This is a genomic window from Chryseobacterium cucumeris (genome assembly GCF_001593385.1).
In the GTDB taxonomy this organism is placed as follows: Bacteria; Bacteroidota; Bacteroidia; order Flavobacteriales; family Weeksellaceae; genus Chryseobacterium; species Chryseobacterium cucumeris.
On sequence record NZ_LUVZ01000007.1, the window covers coordinates 1 to 25559 of the forward strand.

18 protein-coding genes and 1 pseudogene are annotated in these 25559 nt (G+C 32.6%); 8 read left to right on the forward strand and 11 right to left on the reverse strand.

All coding sequences use genetic code 11. From position 1 onward, the window contains the following. Window positions 1–906 precede the first annotated feature (906 nt). On the reverse strand, window positions 907–2163 hold the full coding sequence (locus A1704_RS08580) for a phage integrase SAM-like domain-containing protein (protein WP_062672499.1): 1257 nt from the start codon (window positions 2161–2163) through the stop codon (window positions 907–909). A gap of 749 nt (window positions 2164–2912) precedes the next feature. Between A1704_RS08580 and A1704_RS08585 the strand changes: the two genes are divergently transcribed. The 8 genes from A1704_RS08585 (at window position 2913) to A1704_RS08630 (ending at window position 10135) form a co-directional block, all read left to right on the forward strand. Further along, entirely contained in the window at window positions 2913–3671 is a 759-nt protein-coding gene (locus A1704_RS08585) for a hypothetical protein (RefSeq protein ID WP_062672501.1), read from the forward strand. 9 nt (window positions 3672–3680) lie between these two features. After that, entirely contained in the window at window positions 3681–4439 is a 759-nt protein-coding gene (locus tag A1704_RS08590; RefSeq protein WP_062672503.1) for a hypothetical protein, read from the forward strand. 2 nt (window positions 4440–4441) lie between these two features. Further along, window positions 4442–5239 carry a hypothetical protein gene (locus tag A1704_RS08595; RefSeq protein WP_062672505.1) on the forward strand — a complete coding sequence of 266 codons (798 nt, stop codon included), beginning with the start codon at window positions 4442–4444 and terminating at the stop codon, window positions 5237–5239. 261 nt (window positions 5240–5500) lie between these two features. Further along, on the forward strand, window positions 5501–6226 hold the full coding sequence (locus A1704_RS08600; RefSeq protein WP_062672508.1) for a hypothetical protein: 726 nt from the start codon (window positions 5501–5503) through the stop codon (window positions 6224–6226). Window positions 6227–6266: 40 nt separating this feature from the next. After that, window positions 6267–6989, forward strand: coding sequence for a hypothetical protein (locus A1704_RS08605; protein WP_062672510.1), 723 nt, complete (start codon window positions 6267–6269; stop codon window positions 6987–6989). Between the two features lie 165 nt (window positions 6990–7154). Beyond that, on the forward strand, window positions 7155–7589 hold the full coding sequence (locus tag A1704_RS08610) for a hypothetical protein (RefSeq protein WP_062672512.1): 435 nt from the start codon (window positions 7155–7157) through the stop codon (window positions 7587–7589). A 71-nt stretch (window positions 7590–7660) separates the two neighbouring features. Continuing rightward, window positions 7661–8002 (forward strand): transposase, encoded by a 342-nt coding sequence (locus A1704_RS08615; RefSeq protein ID WP_062672514.1) that lies wholly within the window; start codon window positions 7661–7663, stop codon window positions 8000–8002. 1890 nt (window positions 8003–9892) lie between these two features. Beyond that, window positions 9893–10135 (forward strand): hypothetical protein, encoded by a 243-nt coding sequence (locus A1704_RS08630; RefSeq protein WP_062672518.1) that lies wholly within the window; start codon window positions 9893–9895, stop codon window positions 10133–10135. Window positions 10136–10805: 670 nt separating this feature from the next. On the opposite strand, the gene A1704_RS24285 is transcribed toward A1704_RS08630, so the two are convergent. The 10 genes and pseudogenes from A1704_RS24285 to A1704_RS08685 all read right to left on the reverse strand — a co-directional run bounded on the left by A1704_RS24285 (window position 10806) and on the right by A1704_RS08685 (window position 25302). Then, a complete protein-coding gene (locus A1704_RS24285; protein WP_131797492.1) occupies window positions 10806–11105 on the reverse strand; it encodes a hypothetical protein in 300 nt (99 codons plus the stop codon). A 70-nt stretch (window positions 11106–11175) separates the two neighbouring features. Beyond that, complete coding sequence (locus A1704_RS08645; RefSeq protein WP_062672524.1) at window positions 11176–11481, reverse strand: hypothetical protein; 306 nt, start codon at window positions 11479–11481, stop codon at window positions 11176–11178. Window positions 11482–12195: 714 nt separating this feature from the next. Next, a complete protein-coding gene (locus A1704_RS24290; protein WP_162268223.1) occupies window positions 12196–12366 on the reverse strand; it encodes a hypothetical protein in 171 nt (56 codons plus the stop codon). Next, window positions 12353–12837, reverse strand: a pseudogene (locus A1704_RS08650) (PIN-like domain-containing protein). The gene A1704_RS24290 and the pseudogene A1704_RS08650 overlap by 14 nt, the downstream one beginning before the upstream one ends. Before the next feature lie 780 nt (window positions 12838–13617). Next, entirely contained in the window at window positions 13618–14073 is a 456-nt protein-coding gene (locus tag A1704_RS08655; RefSeq protein ID WP_147367614.1) for a hypothetical protein, read from the reverse strand. Between the two features lie 40 nt (window positions 14074–14113). Continuing rightward, window positions 14114–20968, reverse strand: a complete 6855-nt coding sequence (locus A1704_RS08660; RefSeq protein ID WP_082798742.1) for an RHS repeat-associated core domain-containing protein — start codon at window positions 20966–20968, stop codon at window positions 14114–14116. Window positions 20969–21064: 96 nt separating this feature from the next. Next, window positions 21065–21550, reverse strand: coding sequence for a hypothetical protein (locus A1704_RS08665; protein ID WP_062672533.1), 486 nt, complete (start codon window positions 21548–21550; stop codon window positions 21065–21067). A gap of 4 nt (window positions 21551–21554) precedes the next feature. Then, window positions 21555–22541 carry a hypothetical protein gene (locus A1704_RS24805; RefSeq protein ID WP_062672535.1) on the reverse strand — a complete coding sequence of 329 codons (987 nt, stop codon included), beginning with the start codon at window positions 22539–22541 and terminating at the stop codon, window positions 21555–21557. Between the two features lie 486 nt (window positions 22542–23027). Beyond that, on the reverse strand, window positions 23028–23660 hold the full coding sequence (locus tag A1704_RS08680; protein WP_062672539.1) for an HdeD family acid-resistance protein: 633 nt from the start codon (window positions 23658–23660) through the stop codon (window positions 23028–23030). Window positions 23661–23883: 223 nt separating this feature from the next. Beyond that, complete coding sequence (locus A1704_RS08685) at window positions 23884–25302, reverse strand: amino acid permease (protein WP_034696101.1); 1419 nt, start codon at window positions 25300–25302, stop codon at window positions 23884–23886. Window positions 25303–25559 lie beyond the last annotated feature (257 nt).

Below are 25559 nucleotides of genomic sequence, written 5' to 3' on the forward strand. Positions count from 1 at the left end.
CAAAAGAGAAATTATTGGAAACTCTTGCAGAGGAACAAAAAATCCTTACTTTTGGAAGTAAGGAAAATATTGGATAACTGACAATTATTTTTAACCCTAACTGTCAGATCAAGTCGTGGCTATTACAATTTATAGCACAATTAATACCAAGCTCATTTTTTAGGCAAAGTAAAATATTTAATATCAAGTTTTCAATATGCAGTTTCCCTCCTTTTAATATCCTTCTCTGCCCTTCAGTCACGTCTTTAATCACCAGCAAAATTCTCACCGCCCAACCCTCACCTGAATCTGCTAATTTGTTAACCTCTCTGTTGATAAAAGAAGGCACACTCTAACCACATGAATCAGATACAACACCCTTCCCACATTCCACACTCACTATTAAATTTCTTTTATTCCCTTCTAAAAAGGTATCCCCAAAGATCTTTAGCATAATTTTCACCAGTAAAACTTCAATTCTCCTTTTAGCATCTTGTACCATATATTATAGTTAAGGGACTACATGAATGAATGTTGCTACTTATTCTTTAAAAATAATACTTCCACCATCCCTTTTCAAAATTCTTAAATATCAAAATTTATTACTATAATCGAATTACATTATGATGATTATGCAATCTTAAATAGACAGAAAATGAAGATTTGTGAAAAAGCGATAAGATCTAGATTCAGTATTGGCTGATAATATAATTCTACATAGAAATACAAAAAAATATATGGCTTCCCTACATTAAGCTTCCTTTGGAGTTATATTTTTTACTCTGAATTTGAACGTACACCTGAATAAAGAATAATCTTTTTAAAAACTAATAATAAATAAAAACATTTCCAGACGTTTGTAAGTAAAACTCCGCTCCGATTGCTTGAGATATTAATCCAAAAAAATTATTAATCTCAGCTATTTATTTAGCTAGCAGCCATACCTGCGAAATAACTTTCTTTATAAGTTTTGTCAAAATAATTACCCAAACTAATGATATGGCTTTCGTCTACAGGATTAATATATTTAAGAAACATCTGCTCTGTAGTATGTCCGGTTGCCTGCATCAATAAAGGAGTAGGAATTTTGCCATAAAAGTTAGTTGCAAAACTTCTTCTCCCGATATGACTTGTAATTACTTCCCATTTTTCAACTATTAATTTCTTTACCCTGTGCCCTATACGTTTTACTGCATTTACTGGCTCAGTGAGCTGAGCAATTCTTCCAATTTGTTTAATATGGTTATTATATTTCTTAGCAGAAAGCTTTTGAGGAAAATTATTTTTGTATCGTCTAATAATTTCTAAAACGACAGGATGTGTGGGCAACAAGATTTCCTTCTTTGTTTTTTGCTGGATAAAAGAAATACAAACCCTGTCATTAACTTTTTTCAACAGATCGGAATTGAATTTCATAAAGTCAGAAATTCTCTGACCTGTATAGCAACTAATAAGCAACCAATCTTTAGCAGCTTGCAGTTCTTCGGGAACTTTCATTTTTACTATTTTCATCACTTCGTTCTCACTAAGATTTATAACTATCCTATTTTGTCTTTCTCGTCTTATATCAAATTCCCTAACAGCTGTTCTTATACCTTTTCTTTCAGCGAAGTTTAAAATTGTTTTTACAAAATGAATGGTTCTGTATATAGTGTTATCGCTGTAAGATTCTTCCTTTCCAAAAGAAATAAATCTTCTGATAAAATCTCCATCGATCGTATTGACATAAAGTCTCCTGGCCGTAAAACCTTCAAACCTCTCAATAAGGTTAAAAAAAACTTTATATCTTTTGTAGGTAGACTGGCAAATGTATTCTTTTTTTGAAGAAATATACATATTGATAAAATAAAGCAGTGAATCTTTTGGACAAACCTCTTTCTCTTTACTGCAGAGGTTCTTTATTTCTTTGAAAAGATATCTTTGGGAAGAGAGTTTTCCCTTTGACCGGTCTTCTTCAATACACTCTGTTAACCGTATTTTCAGAGCATCCAACTTAGCATTAATCTTTTTATAACGCTTAAGGTAAATATTACTTGGTCGTTGTTTTTTACTGTCCCAGTCTTCCTTGCAGATTCTCAGCGGAGTTTTGAAACTGAAGAGCGATTGACCCGATTGATTTTCAATTTTTAAATGAATAATTTCTTTAGCCAATCCACAATCAGAAATGAAAAATTTAAAAGTCATTGCTAGAAATATTAAGTTAATTTCCAGCTAATATAAATCAAAAATAGTCCTGTTTAGACTACCTTTCACTTACAAATATATAATAAATATTTTATTAGACAAGCAAAATTAACTTTTTGCTTGTTAATATTTTAACTTGTTTAAGAATGGGTTTTGTTAAAATTATATATTATAAAAAAACAACCAGCATAAATTAATTACAATGATTATTTATTTATGAATAATCTCATATATAGATAAATATCACGAAAAAAAGTCTAAACAGGACTACTTCATATAAACACACATGAAATTAACACAACAACCTAAAAAATGAAAAAATTTTTATTATTAAATTCCCGGCTCTGCTCGGGAGATCCTGCTCAAACTGAAATGAATGTCTCCATTCCAAATCTCATTTGGATGAAAAAAAAGTATAAGCTTATTAGGGACAGTATTAGCTAAATACATACACACTTACCAACACGCTTCATTCACTTAATAAATATTATTTATAAGTTTTTACTGTGGCGGGCGCGTTGCTCTAAAACTTCTGCCCGCCAATTTTTAGAAATAATGAAAACGTATTAATAACATACAATTTATAAAATTTCCCAAAAAAGTGATTTAATTATAATATTTAAGCCCCTTCTGGTTTCCCTCAAATATGCCACTATCACACTACACAGGTGATGAGAAAGAAAGGGGCTTAATTTTTATATGTGAATGGCACATATGTAACAAAATCAATCTTTTATAAAAATAGGATTATGAAAAAAAAACTTATTTTAATCTTGGCTATTAATAGCCTCAGTATTAGTGCACAGCAAGGAGGAGTTGGCATTGGGACTACAAACCCGGACCCATCCGCAGCCCTGGATATAACTGCTGCCAATAAAGGGATTCAACTTCCACTCGTTGCACTCACTTCTACTGTAGATATAACTACCGTTGCCAATCCTAAAACAGGATTTATTGTTTACAACAAAGCCGCAGCCGGAACAGGGAATAATTCCGTTACTAAAGGTTTGTATACATACAATGGAACGATATGGGAGAAAATGTGGTCGAAACAGGAGGTTAAAACTGAAGTTGCCAAAATTCCATTTATAACACCTGTCTTTGCCGCAAGTAATATGGCAGCATCAGGAAGTATTGCTGCTGGTACAATTACAAACCTCACCTTTAATACCTTATACAAGGATTCTCCGACCGGTGTTCAGGGTTCATCCCCAGCTTATACCGGATACCGAGTACAAACCTCAGGTGGCTACGTAATTTCCTTTAATGTAGATTTAAGAAACGTAACGGGAGATACTAACGGCGGAGCTATGGTTTATGTACAAAAAAACGGAGCCAATATATGCAGCTATGGAACAGATAAACGATATCAGTTCGGGGGGGTATCAAGTACCTGCAGTGTAAAACTGGCAGCCAATGACCTCATCACATTCAGGGTACAGTCATCTAATACCGCATATCAGATTACAAACCCTAATGTTTCCATTTCCAAAATATCAAATAATTAAATCAATCTTATGAAATCAAAACTTCTCATCTTATTTCTGGGATTAATGGCCATTATGAATAATGCCCAGATGGTGATAGGATCATCCAATGTTTCACAATCAGCCATTTTAAAACTTGATTCAAATAATAAAGCACTAAGGGTTCCAAATCTATCTGTGACAGATAATGCTGATGCAGCAAGCCCCATTGCTTCTCCGGCAACAGGGGTAATGTTTTATAATACTAATTCAAATACTGCAAATGATATCATAAAAGGGATAACCTATTGGGGAAGTGATAGTAAATATCACCATCAAGCCAATGCAACGTCGACTGATGATATTATCGCAACTGAAAATATTCCTTTGTTAATCTTCAGTGCTGCTGTCGGTCAAAAAGCAACCATCCCTATAGGATCTGCCGGAGGTGGAAGCTCTACCACCCTTACCCTTACCCCTTCGGAAATTATCTTTGATAAGTATGTCGGATGGAATAGTTCCACAAGCCAGTATAAAGTTCCGTCCACAGGAATATATATGCTTGAGTTTATTACCGAAATGTCAAATATAGGAAATAACGGAGGAACTACAATTCAAGAAATATTCAAAGGTTCATCTTCACTTGTAAGCGCTTTTGGACGGGATAATGTAATCAACAACAGGATGTACACCACAGTAATCAGTACCCAAAATATGACTCTAAGTGATCTTATGACTTTTAAATATCTCTACACTGCAAATAATTACAGAATTGAATCGGGAACAATCAATATTTATAAATACCAGTAATTATGAAAAAACAAATTATCTATATATTATACCTGCTGTTTATTTCTTGCAGCATATCGATAAAGTCTCAGGTAGGCATAGGATTAAACAATCCTGACACCAGTGCAATACTGGATGTATATAGTACCAATAAAGGATTACTAATTCCAAGAGTCCAATTACTGGGAACTGATGATATCACTACAATTTCTGTAACATCCTCAACAAACTCGCCGGAACAGGGCACTCTGGTGTATAATCTTTTAAACAGTGGTACCTCTCCCAATAATGTATTTCAGGATACATTTTATATCTGGTCAGGGACCCAATGGGAAAGCATTGGAGAGACCGCTGATGTCCATACAGAAATAAACAATAATAATCTGACCAAGGTTCTATTTGCTGGAAGCCCGGTGGTGATTAATGCAGCCTATACAATGCCTAACTATTCAGCCTGGACTACAATGAATTTTACGACAGAAAATGTGGACATAGGAAATATCCATAATGGAGGAACATTTACTGTGCCAGCAACAGGACTCTATTCATTCTTCGGAGACATTTCGCTACGTTTATCAAGTACTAATGGTAATTCAAAAGCATTTGGAGCCCGGATTTTTAACAATACAACCACTACAGTATTGGCCATTTCATATTATGGTACAGGGGCTGGAGGTGCACAAGGAGATATGCCATTGTATTGGATGGGTAACCTAACTGCTGGGGATCAAATTCAAATCCAATACAGAATGAGAGCAGATAATTCAAGCACATTGTCTACAGCTACTGTTTCCAACATAACTGTAAGAAAACATTTTTAAAAATAATCTTAATCATTGTAATCTTCCTTTGATATCCAAAAACACAAATTTAATTATAGTTATGAATACTGTATAAATATAACTCATTACGCCCTTTTATTGTTCTATAGCTTTGTAGGTTTCAAAACCAGCGTTGGTACAAAAAGGGCAAAGTGATTTTAATTACTATCATCTAAACAACTTTATAGAACCATGGCAATCGTCTATTTTCAAAAAGGATAACTATCATCATTAGTCATTAAACTTTATAAAAACAAAATTATGAGAAAAACAAACATTACATTCATGGCTTTTTTATTAATGCCATTTTTATCATTTTCCCAGGTCGGCATCAACACGGTGTCACCACAGGCTACTCTACATATTGATGGAGGCAAGGATAATCCCGCAACAGGAACACCATCCATTGCTCAACAAGTCAACGATGTTGTTATAACTTCCACAGGAAGAGTGGGGATTGGTACCATTACCCCAACAGCTCAACTTCAGACTACTGGTAATATGATATTAGGAACTGCAGCTCTGACCAATGGAGCTACAGGTTATAGCACAATAGTAAGAAATAATATAACGGGAGAATTAAGGACTGCGTCCTCTACCAGTGGAAATACATATGTATTTAATAATGTCATTTATCAGATCAATAATGTGAGTGGTGACTTCATCAATGATCTGAATACTAATATTAATTCAACCCAATATACATTAATCATTACAGGAAGTAGTTTTATTACAGCAAATGGAGGTGGACTTTCAAATTCAGTAACAGGAACATTTTCTCCTAAAAACATATACGCTTACCAGAGCGGTGGTACCTGGCATTTATTTGCCGATTATAAAGGAGGAAGTACTGCTGATGGTATAAATGGCTCCTGGACTATAAATTGTCTTGTTATTAATAATACTTTCATGAATTCATTAGGAACAGTTACTTCCAACCTTGGAGGAAGTTCAACCGGCTCTGCAGCTACACCAGCAGGATTGTAAATTAAAAATTGGTTTAGTATATATTTAACCTATAATAAAAATGAAAAAAAACATTTTACTCTTAATATCCCTTTTAGTTTCATTTGCTGCCAAATCACAGTTTGGTATTAATACCCCAAACCCTCAGACATTACTGCACATCGATGGAGCTAAAGATAATCCGATAACAGGAATACCATCTACCTTACAGCAGTCAAATGATTTCGTTGTGACTTCTGCTGGAAATGTAGGTATCGGAACTATATCACCTGCTGCCAAGCTTCACACTACCGGAAATATGGTTTTAGGAACATCACTACCAAGTTCAGGAGCGTTGGGATACGGAACTGTTGTTAGAAATAATACAACAGGAGAGCTGAGAACAGCTTCTTCAAATAGTGGGAATAATTTTATGTTCAATAGTATAACTTATCAGCTAGATAATGTAAATGGTGACTATATAAGTAATTTCAATACAAATATTGACAGTGCACAGTATGACTTAATTATTGTAGGAAACAGCTTTAACCCAGCTACAGGAATAGGACTTAGCAATTCAAACTCAGGAACTTTCGATCCTGAGAACATATTCACATTCCAGCAAGGAAGCACTTGGCGTTTATCAGCAGATTATAGAGGAGCGAATACCACAAACGCAAGTAACGGTTCATGGACAATTCATTGTCTTGTCATTAATAAAACTTTTACGAATTCATTAGGAACCATCACCACTAATATGGGAGGTAATCAAAATAGCTCAGTCTCTTCTCCCAGCGGTTTGTAGCTTTTGCATCACTATTTGTAGGTATGAACTTATATTTTTAATGATGAAATGGTAAAATCAAGTACCAAGATAATTTTTTGATAAAGATAGAAAGATCTGCGCGTATTTGAAATTAACTGAAAAGCCATTATATACTGCATTTTATATGGGTAATAATTATAAAAAATGGATTTTAAAAAGATTTACATAGGAAAAATGATTAAAGAAAAAGTTACGGAAAACGGAATAAAAATATCCCGTATCTGTAACTTTTTCAATTTCACCGTAGATGAAATTGAAAAAATGTATGAAACCAAAAGTTTGGACTGCGAAATACTTTTAAAATGGAGCAAACTTTTGGAATATGATTTTTTTCGACTCTATTCTCAACATCTGATTCTATATTCTCCCCCATCTAAAGGAAAAGTAAAAACTATAACAACAAAGTCTTCTTTGCCAAAGTTCCGGAAAAATATTTATACTAAAGAAATGATAGACTTTATTCTTGAACGGATAGATACTGGAGAGATGACAAGAAATCAAGTAATCGAACGCTATAGGATTCCCAAAAGCACTTTATTCAAATGGATTGAAAAGTATAAAACTAAAAAAAATTATTAATAATACCACCCTACTTAATAATATGTAAAACACTAAATAATAACGAACTCTCAAGCTATAAGACCCAAATCATGATTTCAAAAGAAAGTACCCCCAATTATAAGCAGATTTATATAGATATCATTAACATAAAATTCCCCGAAAAAATGGAGAAATGTCTCCCCCTCCTTAATAAAGCAGATTTATTAGAAATAGATATCATAGAACTCAACAACAGAATCTTTGAGAGAATGGATAAGGAAATAGAAAAATTCAATCAGAGACACCGTTCCTATAACTTCCATTCAATTCAAAAAATTCTTGACTATCAGAAAAAATATAAATACAACAATAGTCAACTGGCCAATCATTTTGGATTGAGCCGAAATACAGTTACGAAATGGAAAAAATTGTTTTCTACCAATCAACCATAAACACTACAAATTTTCTGGACATCTTATATAAATATCCTATACATAAATTTTTTTGAATGACAAACTATTCTAATAAATGAAATTAAAATCCTCCCTTTCTCATCATCTGTGATATTGAGTATAAAGTACCGTTTTGTGAGACTTTCTAATAGAGAACAAATAATTTCGCAAATTAATTCTTAACTCTTTAGGATTGCTTTTTCCGACTTGTCTGATTTTTCAGAGATATTGCTCTTTTTTATATAAAAGTTTTCTAAATCTGAATCAGGTGATGCCGTCATCTTATACTGTTTCATAGAAATTGTTTTCTGCTTTTTTACTGCACTTCCATTTTCCGTGTGCGAAAATGAGAAATAAACTGTATAATCCTTTGGTCTTTCGCCTCTTGAATTTTCGTCAAACATATCAGGAGTATAAGCTACGTAATATTGGATTCTTTCTTTTTTATCAATAAAAGTTAAATTACCATCTTTTATAATTTGATTGTTTAATACTTTTAGCTTTGGTGTAATAGTAAACTTAACATTGTAGGCTCTAATACCTCCTGTATTTCAATTACAAGCAATGCCATTTTTCTAATTATCTTTAGATCAAACTTAATATCTATATCAACTTCATACTCATCTTCTTATTTCCAAGAAACACGTTGAGAATTGAAATTTGCTATTATGACCGCAACCACGGCTAAAGCTGCTACCATAACCTCCCATTTAGAATAAAATATCAGAATAACAGAACCACATAAAGCTAAATATTCTATACTCAGTATTAAACTTCTCAATTTTTTCATATTTAATTTTATTTTAAGAACGCTTGGATAATCATTTTTTGAGATTAATTAATACTCCTTAACAAGAACAGCAGCATATTCAATAAATTCTTGGCTTAGCGTTCTATTTTGAGAAAGAGTTAATTTTAATCATCTTCATAATTTCTGATATACTGTTTTAACATAAGTTGTAAAGTGACAATTTTATTTGCAACCATGCTACATTTTTTTAATGTAAATTTTGTAAGGACCTTTCTTAAGCATTTCGATATTCGTCAGGGTTCTTTGTAGTAATTACCTTGCCAATATCTCTATATAACTCTCTTAATTCCCCTGGAAAACTATTCTCAGAAGTTCACCATATTAAAGCTTTCGATAATCTTTTTTTTACATTTCCTCTGCAACGGTTAAGACATATATGAGTTTATTTAGCAGTTCAAGAGTGTAATTATAATGTTCTAAAGTCATTTTTGGAGATTGTTTTTTGAGATTTAATAACCCCGTAATTTATGTAATAATGATGACAGCTTTCCGTTTTCTTCAATAAATTCCAATAAAAATCTTTTGGTAATACTGAATTGTTCATTATTTTTAGCCTTGGTACACAATACCTGTTCGTTATTTTCTTTTATTTGAAAACTATGAATGAAACGATTTCTTTTAGTAATAATGGATGAAAATAATTTAGCAATTCTTGTATCTGAATTTGCAGTAATAGTTTCTTTCACTGGCTGCGATAATTCTACTTATGTTTTATCTATTAATTCATGCCAATTGTAAATAGAATCATTTATTTTTAAGATATTTTCAATAACAAATTGGTTATTTGAATTAAAAACACATATTGCTCAACCTAATAGTTCTCTATACCTTTTTGAAGGTAATGCTTGTTAGCTATATTCTTCGTACATAAATGCTGTTCAAAATATTAATACTCAAAGACACATTCAAACTACGCAATCTTTTTTCGTATTATATCGTTTTTTGAGACCTTGCTAGTATTTTATGTATCAAAATACCACTTTTGTGGTATTGCAATTTTTTTGCAAAAGTATAATATTTTGTTTATACAAAAAGGATAGCTGAAACCTAAAAATGAGGCATAACCTAAAACTATAATTATGAAAAAAGTTAAAGAATTGTCAATTACTTGGGAAGGTGATTTGTTTAATATTGATGGAGAGGAATTTAAAGGAATTCCTGCTACCAAAGAAGAATTAGAAATTTTAGAGAAATCAGGTATGAGTAGTAAGGAACCTTGTGGACAGCAGATTTGTCATGAAGGTTGGGTGTGGGTATTAATTGATTCTCCAAGTGGAAACGGATGTCAATGGTTCAAAACAAATGCACGTTGTAATGAATAACATAAATATGGACGGTAAAATTAAATTTCTTATAATTTTTCACTTTCTTATTTTCTTTAATTTATACCATTGACAATTAGTCGTTTGTGAAACAGTTCAAACGAGTGGACACTATTTAAAAGGGGAGTCTGCATACCTTCAAAAGAAATATCGTATGGTTGTGGAGCTACTTTGGGAAAAGAAATCTTTTATAAAAATATGCATTCTAATAAGGTTATAAAAGGCTTTATATTAAAGAAATGGAAATACAACAATGGGTATGAAATTTACGATGTCTATGAAACTCAACACTTCGAATTGAAGCCTGGGGAACAAGGCAGATCCTTTGGTTGTAATCATGTCACTCAAAATCAACCAGCTGAATTCACACCATATGGCAAATTTTATAAAATTTATAGTGTAATTTTATTACTGCAAGCAATTAAAAAGTTTTGATAATGTTATCAAGACTTTTTAATTGTTTCTTCTTTAACATATCAATATCCTATGTTTCTTTGTCATATTCAATTTAATTAGCATTAATAATTATTAACACATTTAATTAAAAAAAACCTAAGCTTATGCAATGCAAATATTCTATTTAATAGAATATGAATAACTATTTTATCGTTTTTTGAGATTATTTCTTTTAGATAAAGGGTTTAATCCTAAATTTCTCTAAGAGGATATTTTATAATATTGTAAAGTAAAAATCTTTAGTTTCACAATAAGCAACTTCTCCGTCAGATTTCATTCTTTCCCAAACTTTATTTCTAGCATCAGGCCAGTTGTCGCCTCCTCGTTCAGAAATAACACGTCTTCCAAACAAAAATCGATAATATAAAATTATCGCTCTTGAAATTCCTTTTCCTTTCTCCAAAATTTCAAAAATTAATATATTTCCATTGTGGTCATCCGAATATTCTTGTTGAAAACTATATAAAAAAGTATAGTTTATTTCATCTTTTGAAGTGTAGAGTTTACTTATCATTTTATTTTTTCTTATACTTTCTTCGTTTTTTTTATGGGGGGAGGTATTTTTTTTAATAAATCTGGTGAGATTAAAATAAAATCTGAGCTGGTCTAATAACGAAAATAAGTCTCGAAATTCCTTTAGGTGATACAATACCTGTTTTTTCTATCAACTGAAATCTAGGATGTTCAAAATCCTTAACAATATCCCTATCTGGATGATTACAGTAAGCTTGAAACTCAAAAACATCACCTTTTTGTAGGTGCAGCAATAAATCTTTAGTTTTTTCTAAGAAAAATTTATTACCTTCTCCTTCCTTGTAGGTCCAATATTTTAGTGCTTCATCTGATAATCTAGTATTTTCTAGACTGAATTTAATATCTATTTCTAACATATTTTAATATTTTTTTTCTAACATTTGTACAATCTTCACAAAGGTAATCGTTTTTTGAGATTATTTGTTGAATAAATAATTATAGATCTATCTTGAAATGATCACGGTTTAGTTTAGTACGAATACAATATAAGTTTTTTCTCATAGCAATTGCTAAATTATTTAACGCTATTACGCCTGGTTCAAAAATAAATTTCTTCTTTGCCATTATTACATTATTAGATCCAAAAAGTGACATATTTATAAACTCTACCGATATTCCATTTTTAAGCCTATCTATTGAATCTATATCAGGGCAATTTAATAGAGTTGTTTTTCTTTATCATAATTTACAAGCGTATAACACATTAAAATGATTGCTTTATATCTTATTTCTTTTGTTGACTCTTTAGCATCGTTTTTTTAGTTTTCTACTTGCCACTAAAAAATCAAAAAAGCTTTTCAGAAGTCCACCAATTCCAACTAGTCCAACTCAGGTTAATATCTGATCTGTTGACATAGGTATTTTAGTTATTTTTTAAATATAAAATATGCAATTAGGTTTCTATAGTTTTTTGAGATTTTGATCACTACGAAAGTGAAGATTATAAATTTTTCTTATGAAATTTAACTCGATTAAATTTTAAAAATAATTCAAAATCAGATTATTTTCAACTTCAATCGAAGAAATTTAATTTAATTTAATTTAATTAAATACATGTTTACAATAGTTTCTTACATAACGTGTTCTGCATTGTCTTCTAGCTCATTTTCATTTTCCCATGCCAACTGAATTGTTTTCTTTTCGATTTCGTTGGGCTCTTTATACCAATATTCGGTTAATATTCCTTTGTAATCATGTAGTTCTGATATATTTATTTCTGGCAAAGTTTTAGAATAAAACATTGCAAAATTTTTCAAGTCTTTTTATTCTCCACTGTTCTTCTTTTTCTCTACTTGCTGAAAGTTTTATTCCATGGGAAATTTTAGAAGACAAAAAATGTTTTTCGGAAACGGCTAATATATCTTGAATAGATTCAGATTTAATCTTTGATTTAATTATTTCTTTTGATTTTTGTACAAACTCTAAAGTTTGATACATCCAAAATTTTCGTTCTGATGCGCTATCTAGTTCTATTGTGAGTTCAGTTATGGGACTTAACGGTTTTTTACTTTTATCCAATATCCACCAATCTTCCTTTAAATCGTCCGTAACATAAACAATGTCTTTGCTAAACTCATTTGAATAATCTATAATTGCTTCCAAATGATTAAGTCAGAATATTTTTGAAAACCTTGTTTTGTATCTCCATCCCTGAAACCTGAAGAAATAGAATTCCGAAATCGAAACTCGCCATCTAAAATAATTTTTGAAATCTGAGAATATGAATATTTATATCTAAAGAGAAATTGGAATTTATAAAACTTAAAATTTTATCATCAATTAATTTTTGAGAAAGTAAATCATTTCGTTCTTTAATTTCTGAAATAACTTTTGATTTCAACTCTTCAAAACACCTATTTAACAATTATAAATCAACACTTTATAAAAAAAAGTATTTATCATTTGATTTTGTCTGATTGATTATTTGCTTAATATTTTCTATGCTTTTGAAATTGTTTTCTAAATCGTCATATTCTTTTTTGGAACTTATTTATTGGCTTGTGTCTTGTTGCTATATATTTCATAGTAACATTGAATAGTATCCATATACGACAGAATTTCTATTAAACAATTGCTAATTACCATTCTTCTATTCAAACTAAAATTCTTACAACTGTAAAGCTGATAAAATTTGCAGATCAGCAACGAATTGGTTCGAGATTTGTTCCTGTGGGTCTACAAACCACTCTTTTTTAAGGGTGGTTTTTGTTTTTTTAAATCAATCGCAAAAGCTGGAGGTTAAACAAAAAGTTTAACTGATCTGAAAAGAAAAATGTTCCGTCTTTCACCTCTTCTGAACTAGATCGCATCGGAAAGCGTTTTCTAGTTTAATAATCTATCTTTTAAATTAAGATTATAAAGTTGAAATTTCATTTTCAGTAGGCAAAAAAGCTATAAAATAAAAAAAATAAGAGTGGAATTTCTTCCACTCTTATATAATTTGATGAAAAAAGTCTATGTGTAATACATGGTAGGACAACTTACCTTTTCTTCTAGGAATTTGAATATTTTTTACTAATAATCAATAATATAATACCACTAATAATTGCAATAAAAATATATTTATAATTAAAAAAACTATGAAATATCGTACTTCCTATTTCTAATTTTTGTATTTCTACATCTTTATAATTTTTAAATTCATCGTTATCAACCCAAATTTTTATTTTAGTTCCTTTTAAAATATTATCCTTGATATTATTCAAATAAGAACTGTCATTATCATTTCCTACATTTTCATATATATAAAATCTTTTACTGATTGATTTCAGTTCAATATACAGGTATAAAACATTTAAATTTGTTTCACCATATTTGAATTCACCTTTTTGTTTCTCTTTCTCAATATAAACATTTTGACTGCTATCAGTTATTATACTAATATTTTTAAACTTATAAATATTATAAAATATTAAACTAATTGATCCTACAATTAAAAATGTTCCCAATGTAGAAATTTTATTTTTAAAAAGAAATTGCATCATTAGACTATCTCGCAAATTTAAGTTGATTACTAAAATTATTCACCTTTTGTTGCATAACTGGTTTAACATATTGATTAAACTGATCGTATAGTAATTCCGCTGTCCCAAATATTCCACCTACAACTGCACCTGCTGCAGAACCGTATCCAGGAAATATAGAACCTACTTCTGCTCCAACTACTATCGAGGTCCCTACGCCTACAGATCTATATGATAAACGCTGACCACTTATATCTCCATTTGAATATTCCATTACATTTGATGTTGTTTCTAATACCGGGAATGCTTTACCTGCGGACTTACCAGTCAATTTTAATAGTTTTCCACCTCCTGGCATATCACCTACAACATCAATTACAGTTGCTACTTGTGCAGCTTTTTTCACTAACGGCTGTATATTCTTTGTTGTAGCTGCCTTTTTTTTCACATTATTCTTAGATTTGGGATCATCTCCAGGACCATATGAAGCATGTGCTAAATGATTTAATCCTGCAACAACTCCCCCAATCACTGCACCTTGCCAGAAGTTTCCTCCAGCAAATTCAGCTCCAATACCTCCTGAAAGAGATCCTAAAACTAAAGTTCCTATTACTCTAGGGGTACCCGTTTTTACAATCTCTCCAAAAGCGGCAGCTCCTAAGCTACCAAAGAAGCCTCCTGCTGCCCCACTTAAGAAAGTATCTCCTTGTACTACACTCAATATTCCTTGAGATATAGCATGAGTACCCGCCTGTACTACTGCCAAGCCAAATCCTCCTACAGCTTCTTTAATACTATTACCAAGAGCAGTTAAAGTTGTCGCTGCTTGTCCAGCCACAGTAAACAAACTTCCTATCCCAAAAGTAACAGCTCCTGAAACAGCACCTGTAAAGGTTGCTTTAAAGGCTCCCAATAAATTCCACTGGTCAAAATTACCCGTTACTGCCAGACTTAATGTATAAGCAGCTAATCCTACAGCAGCACCAATAATTACAGCTTTTACAAGAGCAGCTACAGTAATAGCAGCTAATGTAAAAGGTTCCTCTCCAGTTGGATCATTAAACATGAGAGGATTATTCATCACATACCCATATTTATTATAATTCTGAGTATTTGTAGGATCCGGAATATTTTCATCTGCATTTAAAAATCTTCTTAGTAGTGGATCATATAATCTTCCATTCATATGAATAATTCCTACTTCTGCAAAATGTTCATGGCTGGTATATCCTCTTTCTAATAGTAATGCGGTGCTGTTAATACTATTTTTATCTGTAATAATTTGCCCGCTGCCAATCTGAAGATGTGTAAAGTTACCCCACGCATCAAAATGCCTTTGCTCCAGTTTATTTCCTGCTTCATCGCTAATAGCTAAGATACTGCTTAAATAATCCTTGTGCAAGAACTTATATGAACCTCCAGATTCTTCATAGTTCTTTATATAAACAATATTACTTTCATATGGAGATCCGCCTATATAAAGAACATGTTTCTCCTTACCAGATGTATTATCTTTTATAATTTCAAAACTTCCGTCTTCACTATAAAACTTTGTGAATTTCCCTTCTTTATCAGCATCAAAATTTCCACCATAGGTAACTTTCTGCCTCATGCTTGTCAATCCATACTGGAAAGCCACATCTCCTTTTTCACCATCAATAAAGACAGGATCGTTATTCTCATTATAAGTAATGCTTTGAATAAGATCGTTATTATAGTTTTGAGTTCCTGCAGCATTCAGGGTCATACCTGTAGGCTGATAGATCTTAGATGAGTTTTCATATTTTATGGTTCCCACCTGATCATTTTGTATTATTCTTCCCTTAGCATCATAAACGTTTCTATTAGGAGGAGTAATACCTGTAACAGGATCTGTCCAGCTTACAAGCCTATTATTATCGTCATAATTAAATGATTCTAAAATATTAAAGTCTCCTGAAGTTCTTCTGCTTTTCAGCTCATTCTTCACTCCATCAAAACTGTAGCCCAGATCCAAAATCCCGGATTTAACTTGTGATGAATGATTAACACTCATTAGAAATCCGTTACCATCATAGGCATTAGTAATATTAGCAGCTCCAAGTTTGGAACTAAGAACCTGTCCTCTTGCATTAATATCTTTTATTTCCCATAATACTTTACCGGAATTCTTATCTTTTATCTGGGATAACGTTCCATTCCAGTCATTATAAACATTTTCGATGTTTACTTTTGTAAATACACCTAATGAGTAAAGACTTTTTTCATAAGTAATAACTCTTCCTTTATCATCATAGGTAATTCCTTTCTGAATAAAATATTTACCATTACTGCTTTCTGAAGACGACAGTACTCTTCCCTGCTGGTCAAAAGAAATATTTGAGCTATAAGGTTTTCCTTTTGAAGTTCCGTTTTTGGCGATTACTCTTCCCTTATTATCATAAGTATAGGTAATTGTTTTATCAGTGGCCTGACCATTATCTACAGTTGAAATTTCTTTCTGGCTAATCAGTTGGCCTAAATTATTGTAAACAAACTCTTTTGTTCCTTTAGGGCTGATTGTTTTCTTTGGCTGGCCAAATCCGTTATATTCATATTTATATAATCCATTGGACGGATCGTTAAACTCTGATTTTCGTCCCCAACTATCATATTTAGTAGTAACAATATTCTCTGCATATTGCGCTTTCACCTGTTCACCTGAAGCATTATATGAAAAAGATATGTTTCCGCCCTTATCTGAGGTGGAAATAACATTTCCTAATGCATCAGTTGTTTTGGTGGTAGTTCTTCCATAGCCGTTTACTTCCACTACAGAGGTAATATTACCTGAAACAGAAGATTCCATTTTTTTCCCTGTAAAAGAGGTAATAAGCCCTTGGGTACTAATTTTCGCCAATCCTGTAGTGGTTACTTTAGCAGGGAAAACCGTATCATCATAAGTATTAACATTCCACTGGAGATCACCTGGTATTTCTTCAGAAGCCTGCTCAAAATAAGGTTCACTCTCGCGGATTTTTCGCCCTAATATATCATATACAGAATATACTGTAACATATTTACCTTGTCCAAGGCTTTTGGTTGCTTTCTTATATTCCTGACCTATTTTATTAGTATATTTTTTTGAAATATTTCCATCAGCATCGTATTGAATCAAAGTTATATTAGAATCAATATCTCTTAAATACTGGTACGTTGTAGTACCTCCTAAATTTGTTTTTGATTTTAAGAGTTTACCCCAACCGTCATAAATATTTTCAAGGGTGTTCCCTAAAGGATCGGTCTGGAGTTTTATTTGTCCCCAATCATTATAGTCAATATTGGTTTCAAGTCCCAGATTATCTGTTTTCTTTACTACAAATCTTCCTTTCAGATCATATTTAGCTATTTGTGTTTGTGTTAATGCATCTACACTATTACTGGTGACTGTTTTTGTTACATTCCCAAATCCATCATAATCATAAGTTTCTAATAAATAACCTGAATTGTCTCTATTCCATGTTTTCACAGTTTTAGTTAAGTTACTATCATAGGAATATTCAACTTTTGCAGACTTCACATCACCATACGCCTGTACTGTATTGGTTTGCGATTTTAATCGGCCAATAAAATAATCAGAACCAGAAGCTGTAGGATTATGATTATAATCAAAGGAGGATGTTGTTATTGCATAATCATTATTAACATTAGATATTGTTTGCGCGAGAAGATAATACGCTCCGTAAACAATACTATCTGCTGTAAGTGTATTGGTTAAAAAATCTTTTGTGATTGTAGATTTTGGCAATAGAGCCGTTACAATCTTTGATTTATCTACTCCTGCAGTATTGGTAATTACCTGTCCATTTAAAAGTTGATCTTTCTGATAATTTATAGATTTATAATTTAAAAGTTCGTTATTATTTTCAGAAATAGTTGCCGGAAATATCTTATTCTCATCATTGGTTTTGATAGACCATTCTTTAAGAGTTACTCCTTCATTTAAGGGATCTATTTCAGCTCCTGACCATATTTTTGTATTTTCAAAACCATCTGCATACCATGTAGAACGGGCAGCTTGCCTGTACCCCATAACTCCTTTACCATGAAGGTTAACAATCAGATCTCTGTATTTGAAATCCTGTTTTCTTCCTTCTTCTTTAAGCTGAGTAACAATAAAGCTTTGAGGCATATGCTCTACCTGAACATATGGATAAGTCTGAATCGTAGTTGGTTTATAAAACTTAGCTGTAGTCGCATCATTGGCATCTATTTCATTATATACAATTTCGGTTTTTATTCCTCCTTGATTAATTGCATAGATTCTCTCTCTGTTTTTCATATCATAGTAGGTATAACGAAATAAATGATTTTCAACTTTTACAAAAAAGATATTCTCTTCTTTATTGATACGAAGTGAAACATTCATTGGAATCCAATGAGCACCAATCTGAGAAATCATGCTCCATGGATCTTCATCATATTTTGTCTCAAATTTGATATTTCCATTAATATCCACTCCTGCTGATTCAAGAACCTTGAATCCTCTTCTTGAGTCCAAATCCTTGCAACATTTATGAGCTTGAAAAAGTTGTGATTCGAAACGAATCAAATCACTTTTACCATCACCATTCAAGTCTTTAGCAAAATGTGAGATAGCTACTGTTCTATTGTAAGTTTTATCAACAAGTACAGGCTCTTTAGTATAATATGAAAAATTATCAAAATTCTGAACTGTAAAGGAAAGATTATCATTTCCCGAAACAGGTGTTTTACCAGAATTCATATATAATTTCCAATTGGACGTCTCCGTCCCTTGAGGAACCATGAAGTCCATTTTTCCATCTCCATTAAAGTCTCCAAAAACCATTCCTGTCTTTTCTCCGTAGTAAAGTACAGAATTTGATTTCATTACGTATTTCCCAGCATCATTAATTACGAAAGAGTTGCTGCTAACCCAATCTTTCAAAACCTCAACAAGATTCTCTTTTCCATCTCCATCAAAGTCCATTGCTATTCCTTCTTTCAAAAGATCTCTTACACCAGATCCTACCCAATACGCATCGTTTTGTGATGTGTTTGGATTCACAATATAATAATCAAAACTGCTATATGATTCTACAGGTCTGTGGATGGGTACAGTAGGATCACCCACTATTACTTCAGGATCATCAATCGGACCATTGTATGGATAAATTGTAGTAATATTTTCTACTGAAAACAACACCTCTGAAAGCCCGTCTCCATTTGCGTCTATGTCTCTGAACTCCCTTACATAAGATCTGATCGTTATACGGTCAGATTGAGGATTATCGCTAGGAGAATCATATTTTTTATCATACAATGATGATGGTACTGTTTTGGACTGATTAAGAACATATTGTTCATTTTCCAATACATACTTATCAAACTTTATCTGATTAGATTCTGCTTTATGAGTATACAAGGATTTTACAGGTCTCATTTTGTCATTAACCAATGTTGCATTGATTGCCAAAGCACCTGTTAAATTAATATCAGAAACCCTTACCTTTTTTGCCCCAAAGAAGTTGTTATAGGTAATATAGGTACCCGCTACCGTAGGCTGTATATAATCTCCTTCCCTCTCACAATGCCCATAATCATCATATTGCACACATTCATAATAACCGTCTGCCGAAGTTTGATAAGTTAAAAGGTCCAAATATCCATCTCCATCAAAGTCTGCAATATTTTTACTATCTAAGTTTAAGTTATTGGAGATTTCAGAACTTTTAATTGTTGAACTATCTGCTTTTCTATCAAATTTTATAGGATTTGCAGATTCTCCATTTGCATTAATTTCAGTAATAGTATCAACAAACTGATAACTTGTATTATTATTGGTATATTCTATCTTATAACTTTTAAAAGCACTTGAGTTGGCTTTAACAACAATTTCATTAAGAAGTTTATCCTGATTATAGTAATACCCCTGATGATAAGAGAGTTCTTTTACAGTTCTCTCAACATTATAGTTAAACTGAATTTCATTAAAATGAGGTTTACTCAATTTTTCATTTCCTCCCCATTTAATTAATTTAATTTTACTTACTTCTCCTGCAATAGTTGTCTGCGATGTTATATTGGCATTTTTTTCATACTCATAAGTAATATAATTCCCCTGAACATCCATCCATTTTACAATATTGTATTCCATAGAGGTTCTGCCTGCACTTGCATGCCCAGGATCGTCATGTACTGTATCTCCATACCATGCCTGAGAGCCATCTTCAAATGTGACATGAAAAAGCATTGGCCCCTGAATTCCATTTCTGGAGCCTAAAGACTTGATTTTAAGATTTGAATATTTTTCGGTTACATATTCTGCTCCGTTTTTACCATATTCACCAGATTTTAAAATCAATCTTTGCCCATTAAAGCTATAATAATCGGAATAATCCATCATTATTTCTTTTGCTTCCTTATCCTTATCTATGTTTCGTCCCATTCTGGAAATGGAAGTAATACCCGTTAAATTCCATCCGTATCCGGCAATCCCATTACCAGCACCACTTGTGTAAACCAGGTTGATCTGAGGAGCAACTGTTCTTATTCCTGGAGGTAAGGCAATAGGTAAGGTAAACTGTAACTGTCCACCTCCATTGACCTCCATTTTTCCTTTTGTATCATGAAAACTCTGTTTATCTGGAGCTGTTGCTCCACTTGGATTACTTTCTCCCGCATTTGAATTAGCAGGACCACCTCCAGAGTTTTCCGTAGCAGGACCAATTTTTGCCACAAAGGAATTTGAAACTCCTGCTTTAGCATGGAATCCCTGAGCCATTACCACTGTTTGTGGATCCTGAACCGTCCGGGATACCGTTTCTGTCTGATACAGTATGGTTTGTGAAAAAACCAATACTGAACACAAAGACAGTATTAATGATGAAAAAAATTTCATTTTAGTGTTTATAATAATGTTTTAATAAATTAGATATAATATCCTGAGCACAGAATAATAATTCCGTACTCTTATCTTTGAGAATTTTCTGTAAGTCTATCTTTTTGTAACATTTCTACCGAAGACTCTTCCGTCTTTTAAAGTGAAACGGAGAATATAAACGCCCCAATCATATCCGGTCATATTGATTCTAACTTGACGATTTAGTTCTGGAATATTCTGTTGCTGAAATTTCCAATGAACAGTACTGTGCTGGTAGAGAGAAACGGATTCTATAAGCCCATCTACTTCTTCAGTCCAGTCAATGGTTAAAAAATCATTTACCGGAACCGGATAAAGTCTTATCTGTTTCCAGAATGTTTTTTCATCCATAGCAGGTATTTGTTGAACTGCAGCGGCTGTTCTTGCTTGCTCCTGTAGGTTAGCTTCATTCAAAGCTGTTTCTTCAACCTTTTTTCCTGCTATATCAGTTCCTCTGTATCTCTGGTTTCCGGCCTCATCATATTTAAAGTAAACTTCAGTTTGTGAAAAACCTAAAAAACCAATTAACAGAGAAAATATAGAAAGTAATTTTCTTTTCATTATTTTATTTTTTCATGTTTAAAAGCATTTGAACCTGTTTTTTCAGTTCTTGAATTTCTTCTGATTGAGATTTCAAAATTTTATTTTCTTGCTGAAGTGCTTTTAGTTGTTTGTTTTGTTCGATCGAGTAAAGGGTAAGTTCTTCTATTTTCTGTAAAAGTTTTATTTGAAATTCACCAACATTTACCCCTTCTTTTTCCATTACTTTAGCAGAAGCTATTTCAGGAAGGTGTTTTTTCTCTTTGATATGTTTTTCAATATCTTCTAATTTTGGGAGATCATAATTTTCGGCAAAGACAAAATCAGCAGTAGGACTTAAAGTCACTTTTATTTCTTTAGCTTCAAATTTACCCTGTAATAAAGCATTTCCTGAAGCCGAAACCTTCAGGATTTCAGGCATCGTTACAGGCGAGTCTATTGCTACTTTCTGAGAAGACGAGGCAAGCAGTCTGAAACCTCCATCATCAAGCGTAATTGCTGTTTTTACAAAGCTGGTATCTCCACTGCTAGAAAGCCACCCTGCATTTGTACCACTGGCTTTGACCCCATAACTCATATAAGAAGAACCAGTACTTCGAAGCGATCCCCAGTTACATATTGAGCCATTAGCATATGGTATAGAAAATGCATTTACTCCCGTTACAGAGTCACCTGCTCCTGCCATAATAGTTCCCGCAACATGTAGTTTACTTAAAGGGCCAACTGTTCCTATTCCAACATTTCCGTTTTCATTAATAAGAAATTTGGCATCATTATGATCTCCTTTGGAAACCACCCAATAGGTTCCATACAAATCTCCAAAAAACCAGCCATTTCCTCCATTTTGGTACTGGGTTTGAATTCCTCGGATAAATCCTCCGTCATTAACACTCCTTTTTAAATACAAAAGAGGAGAATAGTTTTGTATAGTAACTTCAGAAAATGTCTGTGCCTGCTGTGAAAAGACAAATGATGAAGCCAATAAGGCCATCGATAATAATTTTGTTTTCATATTTTTTAAGTTAATTTTTTTAAATTGAGCCGATAGACTATATCTTTTTTAGATTTTTATTATTGATTTAGATTGATGATAAAAGAGTCTTTTAAATTCACGATAGTAACCTCCGAAATTCTAAAACATATTTTTATGTTTCATAAATTTCATGAAATTGTTTTCTTTAAAATATTTTTGTTGGCAATATCCTCTTTAAACAGTACGTTCTATGGCAACGAAAAAGGTACTTTGGGAATTAATTTTTCTCTTCACGATTTGAGTTTTCAGATGCAAATTTAACATTTACTAACATACATTAAAACTATATTAATAATCATTAACATGAATTTTATCACTTGTATACAAAGATATTGGTACAAAACGACAGGACTTGTCGTAATAAAATTCAGGCGGATATAATTATAATTATTTAATCACTCTTTTAAAATAGTAAACAAAAAAGACCTTTTTCAAGGTCTTCTATATTTAAAATACTGCTATTCTTTATTTTTTTAGCTCATCAATTTCTTCCTGTATAGATTTGATCCTGTCTCTCAATTCCTGACTTATTTTCCCCGGAATCTTTTTGACTTTTCTTAAATCTAAGGCCAGCATAATAGAAGCAATTCCCATGAAGATAAAAGCAACACCGGTAAGGGTAACCAGTGAGAATCCTGTAAATACCGGATTAAATATCAGCAGTAGAGAAAAGATAATTCCTCCGACACTGGCAAGGGCAACATTTCCCCAGCTCATTATTCTCATACTTTTCAGGTCAAAGGCAAAACCTAATAGCTGAAAAGAACGGAACAGCAAGGTAAATCCGATTACAAACGGAAGTACCGCCATGGAAATCTGAGGATTTGCGATAAGATAAATTCCTATTGCAGTGGTTAATAATCCACTCACAAGAAACCAGCCCCAGCCCTGCAGGGATTTACTGTTTTGTAAAGAAAAGAATATCTCTGTAATTCCTGAAAATAAAAAGGAAACACTGAAAAAAATGGAAAGTGTAACATACGTTGCCAGTGGTACGCTGAATACGTAAAAACCACAGATAAGGAAAAGAATTCCAAAGATTAATGGAATATACCAATGTTTTACGGTATTGGTAAGGGTTTGAAATAAATTGGCCATAGGTGTCTTTTTTGATAATGCCTACTTTTTTATAACGGTTTTCGGCTTCTCCGCAGGTATTGCAAACAGATTGTAATTCTCACCTTAATTTGAAATATAACCTCTTACTAATATACGAAAAATAAGCGAAAATCTGAAGCATCTATCCTATGAAGAAACAAAAAAGGTGAAAACCATTTGATTTTCACCTTTCCAAAACATGTTGAAATATGTTTTAATATTGTTACTTCGGTTTGTACAATTTGTACATCACGAACAAAAATCCAATCCATATAGGAATCAGAATCACCTGAATCTCCATTCCTGTAATGCTCATCAATCCTAAGATCAGGATTAAGAATGCAATACAGATATAGTTGGATATTGGGTAAAATATAGACGGGAATTTTGATTGAATTCCTTCTGCATTAATTGATTTTTTAAACTTTAAATGGGTGTAGCATATCATCAGCCAGTTGATGATCAGTGTGGATACTACTAAAGCCATCAGATATTCAAAAGCTTTTTCCGGAACTAATTTATTGATGATAATACAGATCCCTGCAAAGCATGAAGATATAATGATTGCATTGGTAGGCACTGAGTTTTTATTCAGTTTTTTGAGAAATTTTGGAGCATTTCCCTGCTGAGCCAATCCGAAAAGCATTCTACTGTTACTGTAAACACTACTGTTGTACACTGATAAAGCAGCTGTTAAAACAATCAGGTTAAGCACATTTGCGATCAATGTATTGAACTGAATGACTTTACCAAAAAGGCTGAATTCAAGACCATTCAGATTTTGAAATACCATTACAAAAGGGCTTGATCCTTCCGTAATATCTCTCCAGGGACTTAATGAAAATAGAATAACCAAAGCTCCTACATAGAAAATAAGGATTCTGTAGATTACCTGGTTGGTTGCCTGTGGAATCGTTTTCTCCGGATTTTTTGCTTCTGCAGCTGTTATTCCGATAAGCTCAAGGCCTCCGAATGAGAACATGATCATTGCCATGGCTGCAAATAGTCCTGAATATCCGTTTTCTGTTTTGTTAAATAATCCTTTTGGAAAAAAACCTCCGTCATTCCACAGATTGGTAATTGTCGCTTTTTCTCCTCCTGTACCACTTATCAAAAGATAGACTCCGAAAATAATCATGGCAATAATAGCAACTACCTTGATAATGGAAAACCAGAATTCTGTTTCTCCGTAAACCTTTACAGAAGCCAGGTTAAGTGCATTAATGACTATAAAGAAGAATAAACTGGAAACCCAGAGTGGTATTTCCGGCCACCAAAAATGAATATAATGTCCGATAGCGGTAAGTTCCGCCATACTTACCAGAATATAGAGAATCCAGTAATTCCAGCCGGAAGCAAATCCTGGGAAATTCCCCCAATATTTGTAGGCGAAGTAGCTAAAACTTCCCGAAACAGGTTCCTGAACCACCATTTCACCCAGCTGACGCATAATAAAAAAGGCAATAATTCCTGCCAAAGCATAGCCTAAGATTACAGAGGGTCCTGCCAGTACCGCAGCGGGTCCAATTCCCAGAAACAACCCTGTTCCTATGGCACCACCAAGGGCAATTAATTGTATATGTCGATTTGTTAATCCTCTAACTAAAGTCTCGTTTTGTCCTGTTTTATTTTCGTTGCTCATTGAATGAATTATTCGGTCGCTAAATATATAAAAACTTTTCAGAGAAATTCACATTCCATGGGGTAAATTGAGAATCTGCTATTAAGCAGACAAGAAAAACCTTAACAATTTACTAAGGCTTTTTCTGCACATTGTCTCGTCCTGAAAAAGGTTGACTAAAAAACCATAAAATTAGTCACCCTTATGAATCTAAAAAAAACATCGTCCCCTGTCCAAGAATACAGTGAGGCATTCAAACGACAAGTTGTCTCTGAATA